General features: G+C 63.8%; 19 protein-coding genes. 8 read left to right on the top strand and 11 right to left on the bottom strand.

The window, feature by feature from the left end:
- From hutG to hutI, 3 genes are all read right to left on the bottom strand, one after another.
- A partial coding sequence (gene hutG / locus EOA32_RS19220) for an N-formylglutamate deformylase (protein WP_128372580.1) occupies positions 1-806 on the bottom strand: 806 nt, incomplete at its 3' end.
- Positions 807-1,026: 220 nt separating this feature from the next.
- Positions 1,027-2,562: a histidine ammonia-lyase gene (hutH, locus tag EOA32_RS19210; protein WP_128372579.1), complete on the bottom strand. Its 1,536-nt coding sequence runs from the start codon at positions 2,560-2,562 to the stop codon at positions 1,027-1,029.
- The gene (gene hutI, locus EOA32_RS19205) at positions 2,559-3,788 is read right to left on the bottom strand and encodes an imidazolonepropionase (RefSeq protein WP_189407237.1); all 1,230 of its coding nucleotides are present in this window, start codon (positions 3,786-3,788) and stop codon (positions 2,559-2,561) included. The genes hutH and hutI overlap by 4 nt, the downstream gene beginning before the upstream one ends.
- 98 nt (positions 3,789-3,886) lie before the next feature.
- Between hutI and EOA32_RS19200 the strand changes: the two genes are divergently transcribed.
- Together EOA32_RS19200 and hutC are read left to right on the top strand one after the other, a co-directional pair.
- Complete coding sequence (locus tag EOA32_RS19200; RefSeq protein ID WP_128372577.1) at positions 3,887-5,242, top strand: formimidoylglutamate deiminase; 1,356 nt, start codon at positions 3,887-3,889, stop codon at positions 5,240-5,242.
- Between the two features lie 5 nt (positions 5,243-5,247).
- Complete coding sequence (gene hutC / locus EOA32_RS19195; protein ID WP_128372576.1) at positions 5,248-5,994, top strand: histidine utilization repressor; 747 nt, start codon at positions 5,248-5,250, stop codon at positions 5,992-5,994.
- A gap of 51 nt (positions 5,995-6,045) precedes the next feature.
- On the opposite strand, the gene EOA32_RS19190 is transcribed toward hutC, so the two are convergent.
- Positions 6,046-6,390, bottom strand: a complete 345-nt coding sequence (locus tag EOA32_RS19190) for a RidA family protein (protein ID WP_095778583.1) — start codon at positions 6,388-6,390, stop codon at positions 6,046-6,048.
- Between the two features lie 230 nt (positions 6,391-6,620).
- On the opposite strand from EOA32_RS19190, the gene aztA reads away from it, so the two are divergent.
- The 4 genes from aztA to EOA32_RS19170 all read left to right on the top strand — a co-directional run bounded on the left by aztA (position 6,621) and on the right by EOA32_RS19170 (position 9,763).
- The gene (aztA, locus tag EOA32_RS19185) at positions 6,621-7,439 is read left to right on the top strand and encodes a zinc ABC transporter ATP-binding protein AztA (protein ID WP_128372575.1); all 819 of its coding nucleotides are present in this window, start codon (positions 6,621-6,623) and stop codon (positions 7,437-7,439) included.
- The gene (gene aztB, locus EOA32_RS19180) at positions 7,439-8,314 is read left to right on the top strand and encodes a zinc ABC transporter permease AztB (protein ID WP_095778581.1); all 876 of its coding nucleotides are present in this window, start codon (positions 7,439-7,441) and stop codon (positions 8,312-8,314) included. Before aztA ends, aztB begins: the two co-directional genes overlap by 1 nt.
- Positions 8,315-8,339: 25 nt before the next feature.
- Positions 8,340-9,281, top strand: a complete 942-nt coding sequence (gene aztC, locus EOA32_RS19175) for a zinc ABC transporter substrate-binding protein AztC (RefSeq protein ID WP_128372574.1) — start codon at positions 8,340-8,342, stop codon at positions 9,279-9,281.
- Positions 9,282-9,424: 143 nt separating this feature from the next.
- Complete coding sequence (locus tag EOA32_RS19170) at positions 9,425-9,763, top strand: TIGR01244 family sulfur transferase (RefSeq protein ID WP_128372581.1); 339 nt, start codon at positions 9,425-9,427, stop codon at positions 9,761-9,763.
- Positions 9,764-9,840: 77 nt separating this feature from the next.
- Here the strand turns inward: EOA32_RS19170 and EOA32_RS19165 are convergent, their stop codons facing one another.
- Positions 9,841-10,308: an Lrp/AsnC family transcriptional regulator gene (locus EOA32_RS19165; RefSeq protein ID WP_059187534.1), complete on the bottom strand. Its 468-nt coding sequence runs from the start codon at positions 10,306-10,308 to the stop codon at positions 9,841-9,843.
- Between the two features lie 138 nt (positions 10,309-10,446).
- On the opposite strand from EOA32_RS19165, the gene hppD reads away from it, so the two are divergent.
- Positions 10,447-11,562: a 4-hydroxyphenylpyruvate dioxygenase gene (gene hppD / locus EOA32_RS19160; protein ID WP_128372573.1), complete on the top strand. Its 1,116-nt coding sequence runs from the start codon at positions 10,447-10,449 to the stop codon at positions 11,560-11,562.
- A gap of 29 nt (positions 11,563-11,591) precedes the next feature.
- Here the strand turns inward: hppD and EOA32_RS19155 are convergent, their stop codons facing one another.
- The 5 genes from EOA32_RS19155 to hmgA form a co-directional block, all read right to left on the bottom strand.
- Complete coding sequence (locus EOA32_RS19155) at positions 11,592-11,912, bottom strand: BrnA antitoxin family protein (RefSeq protein ID WP_128372572.1); 321 nt, start codon at positions 11,910-11,912, stop codon at positions 11,592-11,594.
- Complete coding sequence (locus tag EOA32_RS19150) at positions 11,899-12,105, bottom strand: hypothetical protein (protein WP_348632208.1); 207 nt, start codon at positions 12,103-12,105, stop codon at positions 11,899-11,901. The genes EOA32_RS19155 and EOA32_RS19150 overlap by 14 nt, the downstream gene beginning before the upstream one ends.
- Positions 12,106-12,233: 128 nt before the next feature.
- Entirely contained in the window at positions 12,234-12,770 is a 537-nt protein-coding gene (locus EOA32_RS19145) for a DinB family protein (protein ID WP_128372571.1), read from the bottom strand.
- A gap of 4 nt (positions 12,771-12,774) precedes the next feature.
- On the bottom strand, positions 12,775-13,800 hold the full coding sequence (locus tag EOA32_RS19140; protein WP_128372570.1) for a fumarylacetoacetate hydrolase family protein: 1,026 nt from the start codon (positions 13,798-13,800) through the stop codon (positions 12,775-12,777).
- Between the two features lie 106 nt (positions 13,801-13,906).
- Positions 13,907-15,220, bottom strand: coding sequence for a homogentisate 1,2-dioxygenase (gene hmgA / locus EOA32_RS19135; RefSeq protein ID WP_095828591.1), 1,314 nt, complete (start codon positions 15,218-15,220; stop codon positions 13,907-13,909).
- A gap of 123 nt (positions 15,221-15,343) precedes the next feature.
- Here hmgA and EOA32_RS19130 point away from each other — a divergent pair, with 123 nt between their 5' ends.
- Positions 15,344-15,799 carry a MarR family transcriptional regulator gene (locus tag EOA32_RS19130; protein WP_128372569.1) on the top strand — a complete coding sequence of 152 codons (456 nt, stop codon included), beginning with the start codon at positions 15,344-15,346 and terminating at the stop codon, positions 15,797-15,799.
- An 82-nt stretch (positions 15,800-15,881) separates the two neighbouring features.
- Here the strand turns inward: EOA32_RS19130 and EOA32_RS19125 are convergent.
- On the bottom strand, positions 15,882-16,445 hold a 564-nt coding region (locus EOA32_RS19125; protein WP_145971318.1), incomplete at its 5' end, for a zinc-binding dehydrogenase.

Below are 16,445 nucleotides of genomic sequence, written 5' to 3'. Positions count from 1 at the left end.
GCCCAGGCAATCGCGGTTTCGAGAATGGTTTTCAGCGTGGCGCGGATCGGCGCCGCGTAGGTTGGGTCGTAAGGCACCGGCCAGTTGTCTGGCGCGCCCTTTTCCGACGGCTCGCGCATATAGCCGCGGTTCGAGAGCTCCATCTGCAGCGCATGGACGCCGTTTTGCGGCCGGCCGAAACTTCTGGTGATCCAGCCGCCCTTGAAGCGGCCATTGACCACCCAGGACTCGCCGCTCGCCGCGAGGATGGCGGCTACCTTTTCCTGCAGCGATGGCTCGGTGCTCTTGCCGTCATTGGTGCCGAGATTGAACACCGGCAACGTGCCTTCGAACAGGCGCGGCAGCACCGAGCGAATCGAATGGCAGTCATAGAGCACGATCTTGTCGTGCATGCCGCGCAGACGGTCGATCTCGGCCTGCAGGGCGGCATGGTAAGGCGCGAAGTAAGTCTCGCGGCGCCGGTCGATCTCGGACGGCGTCGGCTCCTCGCCCATGCGGTAGAGCGGATCACCATCAAACGTGTCGGTGGGGCATAGGGTGGTCGTCGCCTGCCCAGGATAGAGCGAGACGCCGGAAGGATCGCGGTTGACGTCGATGACGGTGCGCGAGATGGCGGTGTGGACGACTGTGGCGCCAAGATCGTTCGCGAAGTCGTACAGCTTGTCGATCCACCAGTCGCAGTCGCGGCGGCCGAGCCAGGTCGAGACCAGCCGGCTGTCGAGGCCCGCAAGGTCTATGCCGGTGTGCGGGATCGAGACCAGCAGCGGCGCCGTACCGCGTGTGATGGTGAGCCAGGGCGTGGTCATTGGAGCGCTCCAAGGGTTGGAGCTCTACGGCGCCCCCCTCTGTCCTGCCGGACATCTCCCCCACGAGGGGGGAGATCAGATATCACGCCGGCTTTCGCCAATCGTCCACGTTGCAAGAAGGAGCGGGGCGCCAAAGTTGCCAATCTCCCCCCTTGTGGGGGAGATGTCCGGCAGGACGGAGGGGGGCGTGAAGAATCGCGACCTATCAGAGCATTCAATCTCATGACGCAATCCCCGGCAGCGCCACCGCACCCGCCGCCTTAACCGCGGCGCCGCTGCGGACCAGGGCGATCGCCTTTTCCATGTCGGGGTGGAAATGCCGGTCGTTGTCGAGATGCGGCACCTCGGCTCGGACCAGCTTGCGCACCGTTTCCAGCGCTTCGCTCGAAGCGAGCGGGGCATGGAAATCGCAGCCCTGCGCGGCTGCCAACAGCTCGATGCCGATGACGGCCGTTGCATTCTCGATCATGCCGAGCAGCCGGCGCGCGCCGTGGGCAGCCATCGAGACATGGTCTTCCTGGTTGGCCGAGGTCGGGATGGAATCGACGCTCGCCGGATAGGCTTTCTGCTTGTTTTCTGAAACGAGCGCCGCCGCCGTCACCTGGGGGATCATGAAACCGGAATTGAGGCCAGGCTTCGGCGTCAGGAAAGCCGGCATGCCGGAGAGCGCCGGATCGACCAGCATGGCGATGCGCCGCTCCGACAGCGAGCCGATCTCGCAGACCGCAAGCGCGATCATGTCGGCGGCAAAGGCCACCGGCTCGGCGTGAAAATTGCCGCCCGAGAGCGCGGTGTCGTCTTCGGCGAAGATCAGCGGGTTGTCGGTGACGCCGTTGGCTTCGGTCTCGAGCGTGTCGGCCGCCTTGCGCAGGACGTCGAGCGCGGCGCCCATCACCTGCGGCTGGCAGCGCAGGCAGTATGGATCCTGCACGCGCTCGTCGCCAACGCGGTGCGATTCACGGATGGCGCTGCCGGCCATCAGATTGCGCAACGCGTCCGCGGTCTCGATCTGGCCGCGATGCTTGCGCAACAGATGAATGCGCGGGTCGAAAGGCGCGTCGGAGCCGCGGGCAGCATCGGTCGACAGGGCGCCGGCGACCAGCGCCGACTGGTAGAGCGTCTCGGCTTCGAACAGGCCGGCGAGCGCGAAGGCGGTCGAGAACTGGGTGCCGTTGAGCAGCGCCAGGCCCTCCTTGGCGCCGAGCGTGACCGGTTCCAGCCCATGCGAGACGAAGGCGACCTTGGCCGGGAAACGACCATGCGGGGTAAAACATTCACCGACGCCGATCATGACGGCCGTCATGTGCGCGAGCGGCGCGAGGTCGCCCGAGGCGCCGACCGAGCCTTGCGCCGGCACGACCGGAATGACGTCGTTGGCGAGCATCCCCTGGAGCAGGTCGATGGTCTCGGCGCGCACGCCGGAAGCGCCCTGGGCGAGGCTCGCCAGCTTCAACGCCATCATCAGCCGCACCACGGGGGCCGGCATCGGTTCGCCGACGCCCGCGGCGTGGGAAAGCACGATGTTGCGTTGCAGCGTTTCGAGGTCGTTTGCCGGAATGCGAACGCTGGCAAGCTTACCGAAGCCGGTGTTGATGCCGTAGACCGGCTCGCCTTTGGCGACGATGCGGGCGACGGATTCGGCGCTGGCCTTGATCTTCGGCTGGCAGGGATCGTCGAGCTTCGGCACGGCGCCGCGATAGATGGCCCGCCAGTCGGCAAGCGTCGCGCTGCCGGGCTTCAGGATCAGTTCGGTCATTGTCCTCTCCAGATGCGGGCATGGAGCGGATTGAAGCCCATGCGATAGACAAGTTCGGCCGGACGCTCGATATCCCAGACGGCAAGGTCGGCCGATTTGCCGGCTTCCAGCGTGCCGGTCCTGTCGAGAAGCCCCAGCGCACGCGCGGCCTCGCGGGTGACGCCGGCGAGGCATTCGTCGATGGTCAGGCCAAAGAGCGTCGCGGCCATGTTCATGGTGAGCAGCAGCGAGGTAAGCGGCGAGGTGCCGGGATTGGAGTCGGTGGCGACCGCCATCTTCACGCCGTGGCGGCGGAAGAGATCGACCGGCGGCCTCTTGGTCTCGCGGATGAAATAGTAGGCGCCGGGCAGGATGGTCGCGACGGTGCCGGACTCGGCCATCGCCGCGGCGCCCTCCTCATCGGTGTATTCCAGGTGATCAGCCGACAGCGCGCCGTAGCGCGCGGCAAGCGCGGCGCCATGCAGGTTGGACAACTGGTCGGCGTGAAGCTTCACCGGCAGGCCAAGCGCTTTCGCCTTATCGAAGACGCGCGCGATCTGTTCCGGTGAGAAGGCAATGCCCTCGCAAAAACCGTCGACGGCGTCCGCGAGCTTTTCGGCGGCAACTGCCGGGAGGATCGTGCCGGCGACGAGATCGATGAAAGCGTCCTTGTCGCCCCTGGCTTCAGGCGGCAGCGCATGGGCGGCGAGACAGGTCGTACGGATCGTGACGGAGCGCTCACCGGCCAGACGGCGCGCGGCGCGCAGCGACTTTTTTTCATTGTCGGCATCGAGGCCGTAGCCGGACTTGACCTCGACGGTCGTGACGCCCTCGGCCATCAGCGCGTCGAGGCGGGGCAGCGTCTCGGAGACGAGCTCGTCTTCGCTCGCGGCGCGCAGCGACTTGACCGAGGAAACGATGCCACCGCCGGCGCGCGCCACCTCCTCATACGTGGCGCCGGCCAAGCGCATCTCGAATTCGTTGGCGCGGTTGCCTGCATAGACAAGGTGGGTGTGGCAATCGATTAGGCCGGGGGTGATCCAGCGGCCCTGGCAATCGACCGTTTCGGCGCCCTGCCCGGCGGCTGCCGGCAGGTCGGCCTCCGATCCGGCGTAGACGATCAGCCCGTCGCGCGCGGCGATCGCACCTTTCTCGACGATGCCGAGACCGGCAGCACCCTCGGCCATGGTCGCCAGGCGCGCATTGCACCACAGACGAAGGCCGCTCTTTCCGTTTGCTCCACCCATCATCTTTTCCATTTGAAAGGATGACGATTATGTATATACATATTGAAACGCGACGCAAGTGTTAATGTCGCTCGGGCATTCGGATTGGGAGTTTGGACGTGACGGCGATCTTTGCGGAACAGGCGCTGCTGCCCGGCGGTTGGCGGGGCAATGTGAGGATCGCTTTCGACGGCGGCCGTATCTCTGAAGTCGAAGCGGGCTCTTCGGCACACGTCGGCGACGAACGCCACGCCATCGTCCTGCCCGGCATGCCCAATCTGCATAGCCACGCATTCCAGCGCGGCATGGCGGGGCTTGCCGAGTTGCGCGGTCCCTCGGCCGACAGTTTCTGGAGCTGGCGCGAGGTGATGTACCGCTTCGCGCTGTCGATGACGCCGGACCAGGTCGAGGCGGTCGCGGCGCAGCTTTATGTCGAGATGCTGGAAGCCGGGTTTTCGCGCGTCGGCGAGTTTCACTATCTGCATCACGACCGCGACGGGCAGCCTTACGCCAACATCGCCGAGATGGCGGAGCGGATCGCGGCTGCCGCCGCCGACGCCGGCATCGGACTGACGCTGCTGCCGGTCTTCTATGCCCATTCGGCCTTCGGCGGCACTGCTCCCAACGAAGGCCAGCGGCGATTCATCAATGATGTCGAACGTTTCGGACGTCTACTTGAGAAAACTCGCGAGGGTGTTCGCTCGCTGGAGCAAGCCGTCGTCGGCCTCGCGCCGCACAGCCTGCGCGCCGCAACGACGGACGAACTCAACGCGGTTGCCGCGATGGCGCCGAACGGGCCGATCCACATCCATGTCGCCGAGCAGGTGAAGGAAGTCGAGGACTGCATCGCCTGGTCGGGCAAGCGTCCGGTCGAGTTCCTGCTCGGACATGCTGAGGTGGACAGGCGCTGGTGCCTGATCCACGCCACACACATGACCGAAGCCGAGACCATCGCCATGGCCAAGGCCGGCGCCATCGCTGGCCTCTGCCCGATCACCGAGGCCAATCTCGGCGACGGCACTTTCGCCGCCCCCTCGTTCATCGAACATGGCGGCCGCTTCGGTGTCGGCTCCGATTCCAATGTGCTGATCGGCCTGACGGACGAGCTTCGGCAGCTCGAATATTCGCAGCGCCTTGCCCACCGCGCCCGCAACGTGCTGGCGCGCGCCGGCGGCTCTACCGGCCGCGCGCTGTTCGATGCCGCGCTCGATGGCGGCAGCATCGCGCTCGGCGCCGGCCCCTCAACTCTCGCCGTCGGCAGTCCGGCCCATTTCGTCTCGCTCGATGCCAGCCACCCCTTGCTTGCCGGCAAGGCGGGCGATGCCATCCTCGACGCCTGGATCTTTGCCAATGGCAGCAAGGTCGATTGCGTCTGGGTGCATGGCAAGAAGCAGGTGAGCGGCGGCAGGCATGTCAAACGCGAGGCGGTCGCCGGGCGCTTCCGCAAAGTGATGATGGCGCTTTCCGAGGGCTGATCCCGATGAGCATGACCGAAACGGCAGAGATGGAAGACGGCGAGACTCTCTCGCTGCACCAGCGGATCCTGTCCGACATCCGGGAAAAAATCCTGTCGGGTGCATGGGCACCCGGCCACCGCATCCCGTTCGAGCACGAGCTGACGGCTCAATATGATTGTTCGCGCATGACGGTGAACAAGGCGCTGTCGCAGCTCGCCAAGGCGGGGTTGATCGAGCGCCGCCGCCGCTCGGGCAGCTTCGTGCGCCAGCCGCAGTCGCAGGCGGCGGTGCTGGAGCTGCACGACATCAGGATCGAGGTCGAGGCGCTTGGCCTGCCCTATCGTTATGAACGGCTCGAGCGCATGAAACGGCGTGGCAATGCCGAGGATCGGTCGCTGCTTGGGCTATCAGCCATGGGTCCAGTGCTTTGGCTGGAGGGGCTGCATTTTGCCGGCGAACGGCCATTCGCGCTCGAGCAGCGCCTGATCAATCTTTCGGCGGTGGGCGAGGCGAGCGAGGAAGAATTTCTCGACATTGCGCCCGGCCCCTGGCTGATCGGACGCGTGCCGTGGAGCGAGGCCGAGCACCGTATCCGCGCCATGGCGGCTGACGAAACTATCGCCGACACGCTCGACATCGATCCCGGCGCGCCTTGCCTGGTGGTCGAGCGCCGCACCTGGAGCGCCGAGCATCCGGTCACGCATGTGCGCTTCATCTATCCGGCGGAAAGCCACACGCTTGTGGCGCGGTTCACGCCTTCGCAGGGATGAGCAATCTCCCCCTCGTGTGCCCACGAGGGGGAGATTGGCAGTTTTAGCGCCTTACAGCGCCGCCGTGATAATGATCTCGACCAGATATTCCGGGGTGGCAAGCTTGGCTTCGCCGGTGGCGCGGGCGGGCGTGTGGCCCTGCGGCACCCATTTGTCCCACTCCGAATTCATCTCGGCGAAGGTGCCCATGTCGGCCAGCCAGATGATCGCCTGCACGATCTTGGTCTTGTCGGTGCCAGCCTTGGCCAGCAATTCGTCGATGGTCTTCAGGATGTCGCGAGTCTGCGAGGCGACGTTGCCGCCGGGCTCACCGACTTGGCCGGCCAGATAGACGGTGTTGCCGTGAATGACGATCTGGCTCATGCGCGGGCCGACATCGATACGACGAATGCTCATGGGAGGTTCCTTCTTTTCTAGGGTCGCGCCTGTTTAGAGTCCGTGCCGGCTCCGGGCAAGGCCGACCGGCGCGAAACCGATTGAGCCAATTTGTCGGCTCCGGACCGCTTCCGTGTACACGGCGAGTTGACCGATCTGGACATAATTCCGCCGAACCGGCGTGTTGACTAATGTAATAACATCACATATCGACGGGTACTCTCGAATTCGCGCCCGATCCGGAACGTCTGATGACAAATGCCTGCCTGACCTTCCGCGACCTGACGCTCGGCTACAACAGCCATCCGGCCATCCATCACCTCAACGGCACGGTCCGAAAAGGCTCGCTGACTGCGGTGGTCGGCGCCAACGGCTCGGGCAAGTCGACGCTGATGAAGGGCATTGTCGGCGTGCTAAAGCCGATGGAGGGCACAGTTGTGCGCGCGCCAGGCGTGCGCACCGCCTATCTGCCGCAGCAGTCGGAGCTCGACCGCAGCTTCCCGGCGCGGGTGGTCGACCTGGTCTCGCTTGGCCTGTGGCCGAAGCGCGGCATGCTCGGACGCTACACCAAAGAGGATCGCGAGTCGGTCAGCAAGGCGCTGATGGCGGTCGGGCTCGGCGGCTTCGAGAAGCGGCCGATCGACACGCTCTCCGGGGGTCAGTTGCAGCGCACGCTGTTTGCCCGCGTGCTGTTGCAGGATGCCGACCTCATCCTGCTCGACGAGCCGTTCAATGCCGTCGACGCCAAGACCGTCGGCGACCTCATCCAGCTGATAAAGCGCTGGCATGGCGAGGAGCGCACGATCATGGTGGTCGTCCACGACCTCGATCTCGTGCGGCGGAACTTTCCCGAGACGCTGCTGCTCGCCCGCCAGCCTGTCGCCTGGGGCGACACAAAAGAGACGCTCAGGCCTGAAAACCTGCTCAAGGCGCGGCGCTTCCACGAGGCCTGGGAAGAGAACGCGCCCTGGTGCGAGCCCGATGACCATGGCCATGATCACGCACACGACCACCATGATCACGCTCATCCGCATGATCACCACCACGGCTCCGGACCGAGGGCGGCGTGATGGAGTTTCTCTACGGCCTGTTCATCCAGCCCTTCGCCGATTTCGCCTTCATGCAGCGGGCGCTGTTCGGCTCGCTGATTCTGTCGCTCGGCGCCTGCCCGGTCGGCGTCTTCCTGATGCTCAGGCGCATGAGCCTGTCGGGCGACGCAATGGCGCACGCCATCCTGCCCGGCGCCGCCGCGGGCTTCCTGTTCTATGGCCTCGAAATCCTGCCGATGACCGTCGGCGGGCTGATCGCCGGCATCATCGTCGCGCTCGGCGCGGGGGCGGTTTCACGCTTCACCATCCAGCGCGAGGACGCCTCGATGGCGGCCTTCTATCTGATCTCGCTCGCCATCGGCGTGCTGATGGTGTCGATCCGAGGCTCGAGCGTCGACCTGATGCATGTGCTGTTCGGCACCGTGCTGGCGCTCAACAACGAGGCGCTGATCCTGATCTGCGGCATCGTGGTTGTGACGCTCGCCTGCCTCGCCATCTTCTGGCGGGCGCTGGTCGCCGAATGCCTCGATCCGCTGTTCCTGCGCTCGGTGAGCCGCATGGGCAGCCCGGTCCATTTCATCTTTCTCGGGCTGGTCGTGCTCAACCTCGTCGGCGGCTTCCAGGCGCTGGGCACGCTGCTCTCGGTCGGGCTGATGATGCTGCCGGCCGCCGCCGCCCGCTTCTGGACGGTTCGCGTCGAGCCGATGTGCGCGCTGGCGGTGCTGATCGGCTTTGCCTCCTGCATAGCCGGACTGCTTTTGTCCTATCACGCCTCGCTGCCGTCCGGCCCGGCTATCATCCTTTCGGCCGGCGTCGTTTATTTCTGCTCGATCCTGTTCGGCACGCGCGGCGCGCTGCGCGCCCGTATCGTGCATCACCGCCACCGCACAGCTTAATCCCCAAGCAAGGAGACTCTTCCCAATGTTGAAATCCTTCCGCGCCGGCCTGGCGCTGAGTGTTATAACATTAAGCGCTTTCGCCACATCGTCCGCTTTTGCGGCGCCGCTCAAGGTGGTGGCGAGCTTCACGGTGATCGCTGACTTTGCGAAAAATGTCGGCGGCGACCGCGTCAACATCACCACCATCGTTGGCCCGGACGGCGACGCGCATGTCTACGAGCCGACCCCCGCCGATGCGGTGGCGATGGCCGGCGCCGATGTCGTGCTGGTCAACGGCCTGCATTTCGAAGGCTTTTTGCAGCGCCTGGTCGACACCAGCGCCACCAAGGCGACGATCGTGACGCTGACCAAGGGCGTGACGCCAATCGCCTTCAAGCCGGAATTCGCCGATGCCGACGCGGCTGAAGGCGCCGGCACCGGCGACGGCAAGATGGTCAACGACCCGCACGCCTTCCAGTCGATCGCCAATGCCAAGATCTACGTGAAGAATATCGCCGATGCATTCTGCGCCGCCGATAGCGCGGGCTGCGACAGCTACAAGGCCAATGCCGCCGCCTACACCCAGAAGCTCGGCGCGCTGGAGGGCGAAGTGACCGCGGCGATCCAGGCGATCCCCGAGGCCAAGCGTGTCGTCATCACCTCGCACGACGCCTTCGGCTATTTCGAGCATGCATACGGCCTGACCTTCCTTGCTCCGCAAGGCATCTCGACCGATTCCGAGCCTTCGGCCGCCGACGTGGCCAAGCTGGTCAACCAGGTCAAGCAGGACAAGGCGGCGGCGATCTTCATCGAGAACATCACCAACCCCAGGCTCATCGAGCAGATCGCCAGCGAGACCGGCATCAAGGTCGGCGGCACGCTCTATTCCGATGCGCTGTCGCCGCCCGGCGGCCCGGCCTCGACCTATATCGACATGATGCACAACAACATCGAGCAGTTCAAAGGCGCGCTGCTCGGAAGCTAAGCGGCATCATCCAACCGGGCTAAAATCGGCCCGGTTGGATTTCCGCCCCGCACTCTCTATTTGGCAGAGAGATCCGGTGCTACGGATTGCCGCTAATGCCGCGCGGTGGCATGACTGCGGCCAAGGATTGCGAGGACGACGCTATGGAATACCGCCAGATCAGCGAAGACTATTCGGTCTCGGGGCAGATCCAGCCCGAGGACATCGTTGCCATCAAGGACGCCGGCTTCAAGAGCGTCATCTGCAACCGGCCGGACGACGAGCAGCCCGGCCAGCCCTCTGCCGACAGCGTCAAGGCGGCCGCGGAAGCCGCCGGGCTCGCCTTCCGCTACATCCCGGTGATCAGCGGCCAGCTCACCATGGACAATGTCGAGGATCAGGCCGAAGCGCTGGACGAGCTCGAAGGCCCGGTCTTCGCCTATTGCCGCTCCGGCGCGCGCTGCACCAGCCTCTATGGGCTGATCCAGCAGCAGCGGGGGTGAAAGCTTGGCGCATTGGCGAGAGCCAATTCCGCAGGTTCGCGTCTCGTCGCCGTCGCATCGAACAAAGATCTCCGCAACTAAATCGGCAGCGCGCCGGTCTCTTTCAGCGTTTCCAGTACGATCGCTGTCTTGACGTGCTGCACCGATTCATGCGGCAGCAGCACGCCGTTGACGAACTCGGACAGCGATTTGAGATCGGGCGTCACCACCTTCAGGATGTAATCCATCTCCCCGGTCAGCGCGTGCGCTTCCTGCACCTCGGGCAGCCGCGCCACCAGCTCGCCGAAGCGGCGGGCATTGTCGCGGTTGTGAGTGGCCAAGGTTACCGAAATCACGTTGACTAGCGAAAAGCCGAGACGGTCGCGGTCGAGCACCGCGCGATAGCCCCTGATATAGCCATCTTCCTCCAGCCGCTGGCGGCGGCGCGAGCACTGCGAGGCCGACAGGTTTACACGCTCCGAAAGGTCGTTGTTGGTGAGCCGCGCATCGCCTTGCAGGAGCGCCAGTATCTTGCGGTCAAATTGATCAAGGCGCGCATCATCCATGGTTTTGTCCCCAATCATGCACAATCTGCGCACATTGTGGGCATTCCAGGCGGTTGAATGCAAGCACCATGCAGCCGTCCAGCGTTATTATGGTAAAAATCAGCCAAGCACGGCCGCAACAGCTTTCGGAGGACTGCCATGGGCCCCTTCCCGCATGACGCCCCACCCGCCAAGATCAGCAAGGCGAATCCCGCCGGCACCGACGGCTTCGAATTCGTCGAGTTCGCGCATTCAGACCCGGCAAAACTCGCCGAGCTCTTTGCCCGCATGGGCTATGTCGCGGTGGCGAAGCACCGCACCAAGGACATCACCGTCTGGCGCCAGGGCGACATCAACTATGTCGTCAATGCCGAGCCAGGCTCCCATGCGATGAAATTCGTCGAAAAGCACGGCCCCTGCGCCGCCTCGATGGCGTGGCGCGTGGTCGATGCCAAGCATGCCTTCGACCATGCCGTGTCGAAGGGTGCTGTGCCCTATGAGGGCACCGATAAGGCGCTCGACGCGCCGGCGATCGTCGGCATCGGCGGATCGCTCCTCTATTTCGTCGAAACCTATGGCGACAAGGGCTCGGCTTACGATGCCGAGTTCGAGTGGCTGGGCGAGCGCAATCCAAAACCCGACGGCGTCGGCTTCTACTATCTCGACCACCTGACCCACAATATCTATCGCGGCAACATGGACAATTGGTGGGATTTCTACCGTGACCTGTTCGGCTTCAAGCAGATCCATTTCTTCGACATCGACGGCAGGATCACCGGACTGGTCAGCCGGGCGATCACCTCGCCCTGCGGCAAGATTCGCATTCCGCTCAACGAGTCCAAGGACGAAACCAGCCAGATCGCCGAGTATTTGAAGAAGTACAATGGCGAGGGCATCCAGCACATTGCCGTCGGTACGGACGCGATCTACGATGCCACCGACAAGCTCGCCGCCAACGGGCTGAAGTTCATGCCCGGCCCGCCCGACACCTATTACGAGATGTCGCATGAGCGCGTGCACGGCCATGACGAGCCGATCGAGCGCATGAAGAAGCACGGCATCCTGATCGACGGCGAAGGCGTCGTCGACGGCGGTATGACCAAGATCCTGCTGCAGATCTTCTCGAAGACGGTGATCGGGCCGATCTTCTTCGAATTCATCCAGAGGAAGGGCGACGAAGGCTTTGGCGAAGGCAATTTCCGCGCGCTGTTCGAATCGATCGAGCAGGACCAGATCAAGCGTGGCGTGATCAAGCTGGATGGCAGGGCGGCGTAGTCAGCCGAAAGACCAAGCCGTCGGCTACTCTAAAGGCCGGCGGCCTTCCTCAGAATTTCGTTGATTCGGCTCTGCCAGCCGGGCCCGCTGGCACGGAAACGAGCAACCACATCGCTGTCGAGGCGCAGCGTTACCTGCTTCTTCGGATTGTCGAGTGCCGGCCGACCACGCGAGCGGCGAATGCTTTCGGCAAGGTCCGGAAACACGTCGGCGAAGGGACGAGCATTCCGAAAATCCTCCTCGGTCCATTCGGGATTGTGCGAAACCGCATCCCAATCTTCCTCGGTGAATCCCTTGCCTGCCTTGAATCCGTTGTCCAGCTTTGTAGTGTTCAGCTTAGCTTTCGCCATCGAACAATCTCCTTTCCGTCTGGTTGGCCGCCCGCATTGAAACAACCGAGATGCCTTCGGAGCCAAGCCGGGAAAAGACCACTGCAACAACGCCGCCGCCGACTACCCGACCAATCGCCATGAAACGGCCGGATTTGGCCGCCCGGATCGCCGAGGCAAGGAAAAACTCCTCGTCTAGCGCCGCGAAATCCAAGCCGTGTTTGTCAATGTTGGCCAACCGTTAGGTTCATCCCAGACGATCTGCATCTGAATTTATGTACCTACATGAATTAAGTCAATAATTTTCGTAACTGCAATAATTCCCGAAGCGCTCTCGCTTGTTCACAACCCAAGCCGCTCGACCTCGTCCTTCCTGAGCTTAATGTCGTAATCGAGCAAGAACTCATCCAATTGCGGCGGTGCAACCGAGGTGCCCGACAGCATCGCGTGCACCTGGCCGCGATGGTGGATGTCGTGCAGGAAGACATGGGCGAGGATGTCGCCGATCCTTTCGGGGATCATGCCGTCCTCGCGGCGGTCGGTGATGACGCGGCGGTCGAGATCTGCCTCCGACAGGCCGTCGCAGAAGGCGACAAGCCTGCGGTCAAAATCGGTCTGTGCAGCGGCCAGGCGTGACGCATCGTCGAACGGTGTGAAGTCGTCATAGGCCGCAGCACCGAGGCCGCCATCGGTCAGAAAATCGAGATAGAGACGATCGACCGCGAGGATGTGGTTGAGCGTCTCCTTGATCGAGGGAAAGAAACTGGTTCGACCAGCCTCGAACTCGCCGGGCTGAAGCTCCAGGACGGCGCGGTAGAGCCGGTCGTTCGACCACAAATTGTTGCGAGCCATGCGGCGAAGATGCTCGAGCAGGGTCACCTTTTCAGGTTCCTTTCTCCCCCTCGTACTTCTCGACCTTCTGCTCGATGGCGCCGAAGATGGAATGGCCGGCCTTGTCCTTCATCTCGATGCGCACCGTGTCGCCGAAGCGCAGGAACGGTGTCTTCGGCTCGCCGCTCTCGATGGTCTCGATCATGCGCAGTTCGGCGATGCACGAATAGCCGGCGCCGCCTGCCGCGACCGGCTTGCCTGGCCCATCATTCAGCTTATTGGAGACGGTGCCGGAGCCGATGATGGTGCCGGCGGCAAGCGGCCGCGTTTTCGCGGCATGCACGATCAAGGCCGGGAAATCGAAGGTCATGTCGATGCCGGCATTGGCACGGCCGAACGGTTTGCCGTTGAGATCGGCGAGCAGCGGCAGGCTGACCTTGCCGCCGTCCCAGGCATCACCAAGCTCGTCCGGCGTCACCGCGACCGGCGAGAAGGCAGAAGACGGCTTCGACTGGAAGAAGCCGAAGCCTTTTGCCAGTTCCGGCCCTGTGATGGCGCGAAGCGTCACATCATTGACCAGCATGACGAGGCGGATGGCCTCGCGCGCCTCGCCCGGCCCGGCGCCCATCGGCACATCGCCGACGATGACGGCAACTTCCGCCTCCATGTCGATGCCGAAGGCTTCGTCGGCCATGCGGATCGGATCGCGCGGTGCAAGGAAGGAGTCCGAGCCGCCCTGGTAGATCAGCGGATCTGTCCAGAAACTCGCCGGCATCTCGGCGCCGCGCGCCTTTCGCACCAGCTCGACATGGTTCACATAGGCCGAGCCGTCCGCCCATTGATAGGCGCGCGGCAGCGGCGAATGGGCGTCATGCTCGTGAAAGCGGGCCGAGGGCACCGCGTTGGTCTCGAGCGATTCCGCCATCGCCGCCAGATGCGGCGCCAAGCGCTCCCAATTGTCGAGCGCAGCCTGCACCGTCGGCACCAGGAAAGAAGCGTCGGTGAACCGCGTCAGATCGCGCGAGACCACGACCAGCTTCCCGTCGCGCGTCCCGTTCTTCAAAGTGGCAAGCTTCATGCGGTTTCCTCTCCTCGCGGGCTTTGTGCCGCTCGTCCCACAACAGGGCCGTCGCGAGTGATCGTCAAGCCACCCGCCGATGTTTTCCTGACTCTGACCTCACCAATCAGGACCAGTCGCCTTCCGGCGTGCCGTTGAAGCGCTTCTTCAGGTCGGCCCAGCAGTCGATGTAGTTCGCCTGCAAGGTGTCGAGTTCGGCGGCGTAGCGCGTCAGCATCTGCGGAAAGCGCGTCTCGAACATGAAGGCCATGGTGTTGTCGAGCTTGACCGGTTTCAGGTCGGCGCGGGTGGCCTTCTCAAAGCCGGAGGCGTCGGGGCCGTGCGCCAGCATCTGGTTATGCAGGCTGATGCCCCCGGGGACAAAACCTTCCTCCTTGGCATCGTACTGGCCGTCGATCAGGCCCATGAACTCGCTCATGATGTTGCGGTGGTACCAGGGCGGCCGAAAAGTGTTTTCCGCCACCAGCCAGCGCGGCGGGAAGATGACGAAGTCGACATTGGCCGTGCCCTCCTCGCCGCTCGGCGCCGTCAGCACGGTGAAGATCGACGGGTCAGGGTGATCGAACAGGATGGCGCCGACCGGCGAAAACGTCGCCAGATCATATTTATAGGGCGCATAGTTGCCATGCCAGGCGACGACGTCGAGCGGCGAATGACCAAGCTCGGTGACGTGGAAAGTGCCGCACCATTTGACGATGAGCCGACATGGCGTCTCCTTCTCCTCGAACCAGGCGCAGGGGGTCTTGAAGTCGCGCGGATTGGCCAGGCAATTGGCGCCGATCGGGCCGCGGTCGGGCATGGTGAATTTTGCCCCGTAGTTCTCGCAGACATAGCCGCGCGCCTGACTGTCGGCGAGCTCGACCTTGAAGACGAGGCCGCGCGGCAGCACCGCGATCTCGCCGGGGCGAAGCTCGATGACACCCATCTCGGTGACAAAGCGCAGCGTGCCGACCTGCGGCACGATCATGAGCTCGCCGTCGGCATTGAAGAAATGGTCGTCGACCATAGAGCGGTTGGCGACATAGACGTGTGCCGCCATGCCGGACTGGCCGACCGCGTCGCCGGCCGTGGTCATGGTGCGAATGCCGGAAATGAAGTCGGTCGGCTCGGTCGGGATCGGAACCGGGTTCCATCGGTACTGGCCGAGTGCCAGCTCGTGGTCGCCGACGTTGGGCGCGGTCTTCCACATAGGATAGCTCGCGCCCTTGAAGCGGCCGGTGTGTTTCACGCTTGGGCGGATGCGGTAAAGCCAGGAGCGCTCGTTGGTGCCGCGCGGCGCGGTGAAGGGCGAGCCCGAAAGCTGCTCGGCATAGAGCCCGTAGGCCGGCCGCTGCGGCGAGTTGCGGCCCTGCGGCAGCGATCCCGGCAGCGTCTCGGTCTCAAAATCATTGCCGAAGCCCGGCATATAGGAAAAGGCCATCCGATCCTCCCTGATCCCGGGCTGCCGCCCTCAGCGTTGAGGAAGGCTTTCCGGTGATGTTGACCAAACTGGTTTCATTTGTAACCATCGAAAATGTAACTATCAACGCCGAACCCCGCATCGATGGTGCGCCAAATCAAACCGGAAATTCTCGAGCTAGAAAATTTCCTGCCCTACCGGCTCTACCGGCTGGCCGACACCGTGAGCCGCGAATTCTCGCGCATCTACAAGGAGCGCCACGGTCTGACGCGGCCGGAATGGCGCACGCTCTCAGGCCTCGGCCAGCGCGGGATGATGACGGCGACGGAACTCGGCGAGCAGTCGGCCATGCACAAGACCAAGGTGTCGCGCGCGGTCGCCGAGCTCGAACGTCGGCGCTGGCTGACAAGAACGCCCGACGAGAACGACCGCCGCGTCGAGCATCTGACGCTGACCAAGGCGGGGCTCGCCGCCTATCGCGAGATGGTGCCGCTGGCGAAGGCGTTTGAAAGGGAGCTGCTGGCGAGGCTGAGCGCGGAAGAGAGAGCGGCGATTGTAAGGGGGGTGGCAGCACTGGAAGAGGCTTTATCTTCTTCGTAGCGATCCTTCACACCCCCTCTGTCGGGCAGGCCAAAGAGGGAGCTGTCCCGCAGCATTGCCAGGATGCTGCTTCAACCAAACCCTACCAGTCCATCACCACTTTGCCGGAACTCCCGCTGCGCATCGCATCGAACCCAACCTGGAAATCGTCGATGCCGATGCGATGCGTGATCAGACCCGAGACATCCAGCGGCCCCTGCACCAGGGCGATCATCTTGTACCAGGTCTCGAACATCTCGCGGCCGTAGATGCCTTTGAGATGCAGCATCTTGAAGATGACCTTGTTCCAGTCGATCTCGAAACCGGTCGGCGCGATGCCGAGGATGGCGATCTTGCCGCCATTGTTCATGGTGTCGATCATGTCGCGGAAGGCTGGCGCGGCGCCCGACATCTCCAGCCCGACGTCGAAACCTTCGGTCATGCCGAGTGCCGGCATCACGTCGCGCAGCTTCTCCTTCGAGGCGTCGACCACATGCTGGACGCCGAGCTTGCGCGCCAGTTCCAGCCGGACCGGGTTGATATCGGTGATGACGACTTTCCGCGCGCCGACGCATTGCGCGACCAGCGCGCCCATGATGCCGATCGGGCCGGCGCCGGTGACCAGCACATCCTCGCCGACCAGGTCGAAGGACAGTGCGGTGTGGAC

This window comes from Mesorhizobium sp. M1A.F.Ca.ET.072.01.1.1 (assembly GCF_004023325.1).
Taxonomy (GTDB): Bacteria; Pseudomonadota; Alphaproteobacteria; order Rhizobiales; family Rhizobiaceae; genus Mesorhizobium.
Note: the sequence above shows the minus strand (reverse complement) of the source record. Positions and strands in the feature narration are given on the sequence as shown.

Bases quoted from the DNA above. Each gene is read 5' to 3' on its own strand.
- hutH (WP_128372579.1), bottom strand. From the start codon at position 2,562: ATGACCGAACTGATCCTGAAGCCCGGCAGCGCGACGCTTGCCGACTGG.
- hutI (WP_189407237.1), bottom strand. From the start codon at position 3,788: ATGGGTGGAGCAAACGGAAAGAGCGGCCTTCGTCTGTGGTGCAATGCG.
- hutC (WP_128372576.1), top strand. From the start codon at position 5,248: ATGAGCATGACCGAAACGGCAGAGATGGAAGACGGCGAGACTCTCTCG.
- EOA32_RS19190 (WP_095778583.1), bottom strand. From the start codon at position 6,390: ATGAGCATTCGTCGTATCGATGTCGGCCCGCGCATGAGCCAGATCGTC.
- aztA (WP_128372575.1), top strand. From the start codon at position 6,621: ATGACAAATGCCTGCCTGACCTTCCGCGACCTGACGCTCGGCTACAAC.
- aztB (WP_095778581.1), top strand. From the start codon at position 7,439: ATGGAGTTTCTCTACGGCCTGTTCATCCAGCCCTTCGCCGATTTCGCC.
- aztC (WP_128372574.1), top strand. From the start codon at position 8,340: ATGTTGAAATCCTTCCGCGCCGGCCTGGCGCTGAGTGTTATAACATTA.
- EOA32_RS19170 (WP_128372581.1), top strand. From the start codon at position 9,425: ATGGAATACCGCCAGATCAGCGAAGACTATTCGGTCTCGGGGCAGATC.
- EOA32_RS19165 (WP_059187534.1), bottom strand. From the start codon at position 10,308: ATGGATGATGCGCGCCTTGATCAATTTGACCGCAAGATACTGGCGCTC.
- hppD (WP_128372573.1), top strand. From the start codon at position 10,447: ATGGGCCCCTTCCCGCATGACGCCCCACCCGCCAAGATCAGCAAGGCG.
- EOA32_RS19155 (WP_128372572.1), bottom strand. From the start codon at position 11,912: ATGGCGAAAGCTAAGCTGAACACTACAAAGCTGGACAACGGATTCAAG.
- EOA32_RS19140 (WP_128372570.1), bottom strand. From the start codon at position 13,800: ATGAAGCTTGCCACTTTGAAGAACGGGACGCGCGACGGGAAGCTGGTC.
- hmgA (WP_095828591.1), bottom strand. From the start codon at position 15,220: ATGGCCTTTTCCTATATGCCGGGCTTCGGCAATGATTTTGAGACCGAG.
- EOA32_RS19130 (WP_128372569.1), top strand. From the start codon at position 15,344: ATGGTGCGCCAAATCAAACCGGAAATTCTCGAGCTAGAAAATTTCCTG.